This is a genomic window from Pseudomonas sp. 300, assembly GCF_055803035.1.
In genome coordinates this window covers 3,253,455-3,261,468 of the sequence record NZ_JAVLRV010000002.1, presented here as the reverse complement: position 1 = coordinate 3,261,468, position 8,014 = coordinate 3,253,455, and the positions used below count along the sequence as shown (strand labels likewise).

Annotated in this window: 7 protein-coding genes and 1 pseudogene; 2 read left to right on the top strand and 6 right to left on the bottom strand. The window is 54.6% G+C overall.

Going from position 1 to position 8,014, the window contains the following annotated elements:
- Positions 1–139: 139 nt before the first annotated feature.
- From gbdR to Q7W83_RS21380, 6 genes and pseudogenes are all read right to left on the bottom strand, one after another.
- A complete protein-coding gene (gene gbdR / locus Q7W83_RS21405; protein WP_150654587.1) occupies positions 140–1,243 on the bottom strand; it encodes a choline metabolism transcriptional regulator GbdR in 1,104 nt (367 codons plus the stop codon).
- Between the two features lie 613 nt (positions 1,244–1,856).
- A complete protein-coding gene (locus tag Q7W83_RS21400) occupies positions 1,857–2,162 on the bottom strand; it encodes a winged helix-turn-helix transcriptional regulator (protein ID WP_224787859.1) in 306 nt (101 codons plus the stop codon).
- Between the two features lie 345 nt (positions 2,163–2,507).
- A complete protein-coding gene (locus Q7W83_RS21395) occupies positions 2,508–3,575 on the bottom strand; it encodes an alkene reductase (RefSeq protein WP_150638974.1) in 1,068 nt (355 codons plus the stop codon).
- Positions 3,576–4,154: 579 nt separating this feature from the next.
- Positions 4,155–4,538, bottom strand: a complete 384-nt coding sequence (locus Q7W83_RS21390) for a winged helix-turn-helix transcriptional regulator (RefSeq protein ID WP_150638973.1) — start codon at positions 4,536–4,538, stop codon at positions 4,155–4,157.
- A gap of 117 nt (positions 4,539–4,655) precedes the next feature.
- Positions 4,656–4,882, bottom strand: a pseudogene (locus tag Q7W83_RS21385) (integrase); the annotation flags it as partial.
- A 328-nt stretch (positions 4,883–5,210) separates the two neighbouring features.
- A complete protein-coding gene (locus Q7W83_RS21380) occupies positions 5,211–6,098 on the bottom strand; it encodes a LysR family transcriptional regulator (RefSeq protein WP_191630155.1) in 888 nt (295 codons plus the stop codon).
- 134 nt (positions 6,099–6,232) lie between these two features.
- Between Q7W83_RS21380 and Q7W83_RS21375 the strand changes: the two genes are divergently transcribed.
- Complete coding sequence (locus tag Q7W83_RS21375; RefSeq protein WP_150638971.1) at positions 6,233–6,979, top strand: SDR family oxidoreductase; 747 nt, start codon at positions 6,233–6,235, stop codon at positions 6,977–6,979.
- An 81-nt stretch (positions 6,980–7,060) separates the two neighbouring features.
- Positions 7,061–7,735, top strand: coding sequence for a glutathione S-transferase family protein (locus tag Q7W83_RS21370; RefSeq protein WP_473656843.1), 675 nt, complete (start codon positions 7,061–7,063; stop codon positions 7,733–7,735).
- The last annotated feature ends 279 nt before the right edge of the window (positions 7,736–8,014 follow it).

The window sequence follows — 8,014 nt, the reverse complement described above, 5'->3', positions numbered from 1 at the left end:
ATGGTCTTCGGCGACGCCAAGAAAGTCATCGAAGACATGGTCAAAGCCGTCGAGTAAAACCTGCCTCAGCGCAGCACTAAAATGAAGCGCCTTCCCCTATTCTACGAACGTTACGCTTTCGCAGGATAGGGGTGAAAATTTATAGACGAACGCTGGCAAAAGTTGACTCGTTACGTGCCTGGCTCAAAGCTGACATCGAACCGGCCAACGGCGAGAGCACCAATGCTTGCGGCAGCGGTATCATCGCCACCTGCTGCGTGGTATTGGAACCGACGCGCTCGTCACGCGGCGGAATGCCGAAGTATTCGCGGTAGCACTTGGAGAAGTGCGGCGTGGACACGAAGCCACAGATCGACGCCACTTCGATGATCGACATCGGCGTTTGCTTGAGCAACTGTCGCGCACGGACCAGACGCAGTTTCAGGTAGTAACGTGACGGCGAGCAGTGCAGGTACTTCTGGAACAATCGCTCGAGTTGCCGACGGGACACGGCGACGTACACCGCCAGTTCATCGAGGTCGATCGGCTCTTCCAGGTTGGCTTCCATCAACGCGACGATTTCCTGCAACTTCGGCTGATTGGTGCCGAGCATGTGCTTGAGCGGCACGCGCTGGTGATCCTGTTCGTTACGGATGCGCTCGTAGACAAACATTTCCGAGATCGCGGCGGACAGTTCACGCCCGTGATCACGGCTGATCAAGTGCAGCATCATGTCCAGCGGCGCGGTGCCGCCGGAGCTGGTGAAGCGGTTACGGTCGAGGGTGAACAGGCGCGTGCTCATGGCCACGCGCGGGAAAGCTTCCTGCATCGAGGCCAGACATTCCCAGTGCACGCTGCAATCGAAACCGTCCAGCAGGCCGGCGCAGGCCAGGGCCCAGCTGCCGGTGCAGACCGCACCGAGGCGGCAGGCCTTGCGGGCCTGGCTTTGCAACCAGGATACGTGTTCACGGGTAACGGTGCGCTGTATGCCGACTCCACCGCAAACGATGAGCGTGTCCATTGGCGGGGCTTTGTGCATGGAAGCGTCGGGGGTGATTTGCAGGCCATCACTGGCCCAGACCTGGCCGCCATCGACGGTGAGGGTGGTCCAGCGATACAGCTCGCGACCGGACAACTGGTTGGCCATCCGCAGGGGTTCTACAGCGGACGCCAGAGAAATCAGCGTGAAATTGTCCAGCAGCAGAAAGCCGATGGATTGAGGTGCACGGTTCTGGGGTTGGGCCCCGGACTTGAACGACGTCATCGCAGTATCTCCTCACACAAAGCGGGTGAATGGCCTCAGGCAAAGGCTCTTTTTATTCTCCCATCCAAAAGTTGGTGGGTTTGTTCCTATTCAACTTGCAAAGGTCGTACCCGATTACATAGTTTTGAGCGGATCCAAAAACGACATCACCCCATGTCTCTATGCTGAGGGTTTGCAGGGCGAAAGCCCTAAGGAAAACGCCTGAGTTTGTACCTGCGTTCATCAACGTTGTGCACTTTCGAAGCATATACGCGAGAGATATCTATAAACGACAACTTACTTGTCACCGACATCCACATGTCGGTTTTTGAATAAAAATAATGACCAATGCCCCGATTTGGGTTGGCATAAGCGCCATGCGCGATAAAAGTGCTCTATGACCGGGACAATGCGTACCAGTAACCGGACCTAGGCCGATATATGTTGGCGCTGATGCGATTTTGACCCAAGCCGCCGGAAGTCATTGACCCATTCGAATACTCAGCAATCATGACCTTGCGTGGGATTTCAGAGGCTGCACATGGGTCAGCTAAAATCAGTACCCTGGGTCAAAATCGCATCAGCGCCAACACTTTGCACCACATGGTGGATGTCATGACGCCAAAGATTGGTACTAAGTAGCGATTGCCTGCTCGTCGTCGGTCCGGAGCTCGCCCAATACTGAGCGCACCGGACGAGGTGCACCGAGATGCAGGTAACGTAGTTCATCCATAAAGGCACTCCAAAGTGAAGGGCCGCCCTTTTCCAGCACCTCCGCGCGCAAAGATGCTTCCTTGCTCGGATGCGTATGCCGAACACCCCAGGCAGCCACATGCGCGAGCAGAGGCACAAGCTGTATTGCCGCTTCCGTGAGGCTGTAAATTCCTTTCTGCTGATGATTTGGATCCGGACATCTTGTCAGCAGGCCAGAAGCAGTCATTCGTGAATGGCCGTTTTCAACCGAGGCTGTGTAAAAACGTGTTGGAACAGGTATGACGGTCGGCGCCAGAACGAAAATCGCGCTCCTACAAAAATTTCAGGCCTGTTGGCTAGACAAACGCTGACAGATTTTATGTAGCAACGCAGACTTCAAAACGGTGCATCCGTTTTTACACAGCCAGGGCCGACTTCTGCCGATCGGGCAGGCTGGAGTAGGGGCGATTCACTTGGTGCTCTCAACCTCAGCCGTTCGATGAGCCGGCGTTGGTTCGACATCCATGATTGCGCCATGCTCGGTATCGATCAGATAGTTCACCGCCATTGCCCAGCTAAACCTCGTCGACCCCTAGGCCAGCGGCGGGTAGTCGGTATAGCCCTCTTCCGAACCACTGTAAAAAGTGGAGGCATCCGCGGTGGCCAGCGGCGCGTCCAGGAAGAAGCGTTCCGGCAGATCAGGGTTGCTGATGAACAGCGTGCCAAATGTGACTGCATCGGCCAGGCCGGTTTGCAGGGCCTGTTCCGCAGACTTCTGATCATAACCAACATTCAACACGAAAATCCCTGAGAACCGCTTGCGAGCCCCGGGCGCCAAGGGTTTCGCGCCTTCCGGCAGGGTCCCCGGTTCCATGAAATGCAGAATTCCAACGTTTTTCTTTTCCAGCGCCTCTACCGCGTACATGTAGGTCTGCTCGAGATTGGAGTCGCCCATGTCATTGTACGGAATGCGCGGCGACAGCCTGACCGATATACGGGCCGGTCCGAAGACCTTGATTGCCGCGTCAGTGGCTTCAAGCAAGAACCGCGCCCGCTTCTCAACGGTGCCGCCATACTCGTCGGTGCGTTTGTTTGAGCCGTCTTCCAGAAACTGCGCGGGCAGGTAACCATTGGCACCGTGTACCTCTACACCATCAAAGCCCGCATCTTTCGCGGCCTGTGCAGCTTTTTCGTAGTCCGCAATGGTGGACTTGATTTCATCAATGGTCAGTTCGCGTGGGGTCACCGAGGGTTTGATGCCTTCTGGCGTGAACGCCTGGCTATTGAAGGGAACTGACGATGGCGCGACCGGGAGTTCTCCACCATGAAAATCAGGATGAGATGCTCTCCCGGTATGCCAGAGCTGGGCGAAAATGAGACCACCGGCTTCATGAACTGCCTGGGTTACCTTCTTCCAGCCCGCAATCTGTTCAGGAGTATAGATTCCGGGGGTATTCGTCCAGCCGACGGCCTGGGCGCTGATCTGGGTGCCTTCCGTAAAAATAAGGCCCGCCGATGCGCGCTGTGCGTAATACGTCGCAGTCAATTTGTTGGCCACCTGATCCTTGGATCGACCTCTTGTCATCGGCGCCATGAACACCCGATTCTTGAAAGTGAGTTCTTCGTTGTTCAAGGGGGTTAGAAGCTTAAAATTTTCCATACTTTCCTCAGAATAAATTTTATTGAATGTCCGCCCGCGTTTAACGATTTCTCAAGTGCGGCTTGACCAAAGAAATGCTCCCTGTCGGATGCTCGATTGGCTGGCTACAACCCCCCGGCAAGAGTGGCGAACGAAGGATCCGGTTCGGACCGCTCCCTTCAGTGAGGACAATTGACAAGGTATCAATAATAAACCTAGTGTCAATTAGGCACTATTCGTAGACCTAGTAGGTTTGAGGATACCTACTGTCAGGAAATAGTCGGCGGCGCATGAGCTGTCGAGCCGTCGACAGTGGCCTCGCGCGTAAGAGCAGTGGCGCTCTGCGTTCATGATCGAACAAGCCTGAGCAATCGATGTGAAGATTCGGTTGAAGTAGGTATCGAGATTGACTGCCCGCGCATGAAAGGCAAAAACTAGCGCACTGCCAACAACAAAAAGCGTTGGCAGAGTTCCATGCTTACCAGGTCGCACTGGTTCCACTGAGATCTTCGGTGTTTCTCAAGACATCGGATTACAAGTCCCGAAGCGCAGCATGGGCGGCCGACAACGCGTTCATGTAATCGAGTGAAACAGCCTTCCCTACGTACTTGTCGTTCCGATTGCAGCGGCGTCGAACTTCTGCCGGGCAGCATCAACCTCCGGCATCTTGGCGAGCGTCCATTCATGCAGTGCCCGAAAAGGTTGTTGCAGCGTGCGGCCCAGCGGCGTGACTCGATACTGCACCGCGACTGGCGAAAGCGAAATCACCTCGCGCGATACCAAGCCGTTGCGCTCCAGCCGGCGGAGACATTGAGTTAGCGCTTTCTGGGTGACGCCTTGCAGGCGACGACGGATCGCGTTGAAGCGTTGCGGACCGTCATCAAGCACGGCTAACACCATCATCGACCATTTATCAGCGATCTGGTCGAATAAAGCTCGGCTAGGGCAGTCGGACGAAAAACACAGCGGTTCGAGTTCAAGCATGGCGGTTTCCTTCTATATACCTAGGCGATCTCAGGCGCTAGATTGACGCCAAGTTTACTAGATATACTGAGCCTAAGAACGCTTTCTTCTGTTGTAGTGTTGGCGCTGATTGGAAACCGACACGTGCTCCCCATGACCTATGTCTCGTACTCGTCGCTTGGTTAAGTCACAGGCACGCAGCTTGTGTCGATAGCCAAATTGAACAGCGCCAAATCCCTCGTCTTCTCAGCAAGCTGGAGCCTTACTCGGATGGCCCAGATATCCCTGACTCGGAGCGGAGCTTTCTGCCCAACAAGCTTCCCGTTATTCCATGGCTGATGCCGATATTTAGCAATGGTGTTCATGGTGGTGTCCTCCACGTGGGTGGAGGACTAGGGTGGATCAGTCGCGCGGCACCGTTGTCGGATTCGGCCAGAAGCGGTCGGTGATCTAAATGAATAAATCTGCCCCCGTTTTCTTAACCGCATGAGATGAGCGTTGCACCTTGATTTAGAGATGCATCAAATCGGCGTTGGCAATAAATCAGGAGACTTGGCGAGGCAAGCCCTGCAGTCCGGCGTCACTACTTAAAGCCCCGTTGACGAGCAAGAATTGTGAGTGTGCAGCGATTTTCGCCCAAGGGGCCGCCATGCTGATGGTTCTCCGCTCGCACCCTGGCCGTGGCCTAGGAGGCTATTTAGGTCGCTCATGGAATGCAGCAAAAATATCCGCCATAAAATCCATGAAAACGATGGCTCGCTGGGGCAGCAGCCGATTCGCTAAGTATACGATTTGGATCGGAACGGGTGGCGCCACGTATTCGTTAAGCAGTAATTGAAGATTGCCACTTCTCAGCCCTTCCTCATATAGCCATTGAGGCCCCTGCGCGATTCCCAATCCTGCATTGACGTACTCACGTATCGCCTCAGGGGAGTTGACACGCAGTCGTCCGGAGATCGGGACATCACTATCCTTAAACCGCCAGTTGGTTCCAGTGGATAGCAGGGTATAAATGAGGCAGTCGTGTTCCTTAAGGTCATCAGGCGAAGAGGGAGATCCATGTTTCTCTAGGTACGCACGGCTGGCAACGCACACACGCTCGAACCAGGCTAGTGGCCGGGCTCGCATTGCACTGTCCTCCAGGTGCCCAATACGAATCGCGAGTTCTGCGCCCTCGTCGACTAAATTGACGTAGCGATCATTGATTTGAAGATCGAGCGACAGTTCGGGATAACGCCCTAGAAAGCTCGCGACGTGCGGTACGATGAAGGTGTGAGCCAATGCGGTCGGGCAAGCGACGCGCAATAACCCAGACGGCGTTACGTTCCCTCTCAGTGAGGACTCTGACTGTTCCACTGAGTCTAGAATACGCCGCGCATCTGCGTAGTACCGTTCACCCTCGGGCGTGAGCATCAGCTTTCGCGTGGATCGGTGAAGCAGCCTGGTTTGCAAATGGTTTTCAAGAGCAGCGACGTAACGACTGACGTTCGGTTGCCCTAGTCCTAGATCACGCCCCGCAGCAGAAAAACTACCTGTCTCGACAGCGCGTACAAAACAGCTCATCAGCAACAACCGATCCATCACGCTCCTTTTCATGCAGATTTCGCATGAGATCTATTCTATTTGCCCATCTTATCAGTGCACTGACATGAATACATAGTTGCTCTCAGAAGGTCAGTCGTCCGGCTGGCCGCCCCGAAAGAGAGGAAATTTACATGTCCCGTTTACAAGGCAAGCGTACCCTCATCACTGGCGGTACGAGCGGCATCGGTCTGGAGACCGCCAAGCAATTTCTCGCCGAAGGCGCACGCGTGATCGTCACAGGCGTTAATCCTGAGTCCATGGCAAATGCTCAAGCTATTTTAGGTAGCGAAGTCCTGGTGCTGCGAGCCGACTCAGCTAGTGTCGCAGCCCAGAAGGAGCTGGCGCAGGCTGTTCAGTCTCATTACGGGCAGCTCGACGTTGCTTTCCTCAATGCAGGCGTATCCGTCTGGAGGCCAATCGAAGACTGGAACGAGGAGATGTTCGATCGCTCCTTCAACATCAATGTCAAAGGCCCTTACTTCCTTCTGCAAGCACTGCTGCCGACTTTCTCTAATCCTGCATCGGTGGTTCTTAACACCTCGGTAAGTGCGCACCTGGGCGCCGCGCGTTCATCCATTTATGCCGCAACAAAGGCTGCCTTTCTGAACATGTCGAAAACGCTCTCTAGCGAGCTTCTACCGCGTGGTGTTCGAGTAAATGCGGTCAGTCCTGGTCCGATCGACACGCCGCTGTACGACAAGGCGGGTATACCCGATGCCTACCGCGAGCAGGTCAACAAAGATATTGCTGCGACTATCCCATTTGGCCGTTTTGGCACGCCTGAAGAAGTAGCTAAGGCGGTGCTGTACCTCGCGTCGGACGAGTCTCGTTGGACGTTGGGAACAGAAATTATTGTTGATGGTGGTCGCTCGCTTTAACGAGATAGGCACGCCTTCGAGTCTGTACATCCCGCTTCCTGCCCGGAAGCGGGAGTTGTCGAAATAACAGTGGGTATTCAAATGTCGCAATCACAGCTCACGCTCGTTAGCCACGAGCTTTGTCCGTTTGTTCAGCGAGTGGCAATTTTACTCCTCGAAAAAGGGGCTCCATTTCAACGGGTTGATGTGGATTTGAAGGACAGGCCCAGCTGGTTTCTGGTCATGTCGCCAACGGGCAAAGTCCCGCTTCTTATGGTGCAAAAAGGCGATGAGGAAGCGACCGTACTTTTCGAGAGCGTCGCTATCTGTGAATACATCGAACAGGTGTATCCGGAGCCCGCTCTGCACCCGAAAGATGCGATTTCCCGTGCTCAACACCGTGCATGGATCGAATTCGCCACTGGTATGCTTGCTGATGCATGGGGATATTTGAACGCAACGGATCAGCAGACAGCGCTTGCTAAGTCTTCAGCGCTGAGGGGAAAGCTGGAGAGGCTTGACGGTGAAAAGATGGAGGGGCCGTACTTCGCTGGCGAAACGTTCAGTATGGTGGATATTGCTGTAGCCCCAGTTTTCCGCTATTTCGACATACTGGGATTCGAACAAAGTCATTCATTGTTTGATGGACTTGGTCGCATTGCCGAGTTGCGTCATGCACTGGCCAATCGCGCTAGCGTTCAAGCGGCTGTCGCCGAGAATTATGCAGACCGGTTACGCAAACATCTGCTGGAGGTGAAGGCCATTTTAGTCAGATGAGTCATAAATATGAGTCCAGTCTCTCGTATGGCGGGACTTAGCCTGGTGCGACGGTGGAGTTGGGTCTCCTTTGCGAATTTGCAGGAGGCCCGCTTTCCTATTCTTCAGGAAAGTGCCTATGCAACGGATAGCGATCTGAGCTTTCGTTGGCGCTCCATATCCGCTTTTGGCCGTTTTCTGCCTGTCACAAGGGGCAGAAGCAGTCATCCGATACTGCCACTCTCAGATAGCGAGTTGGCGTTTGCGGTAGTTGGAGCTAGCCATGCTCGCCCCCCCCCC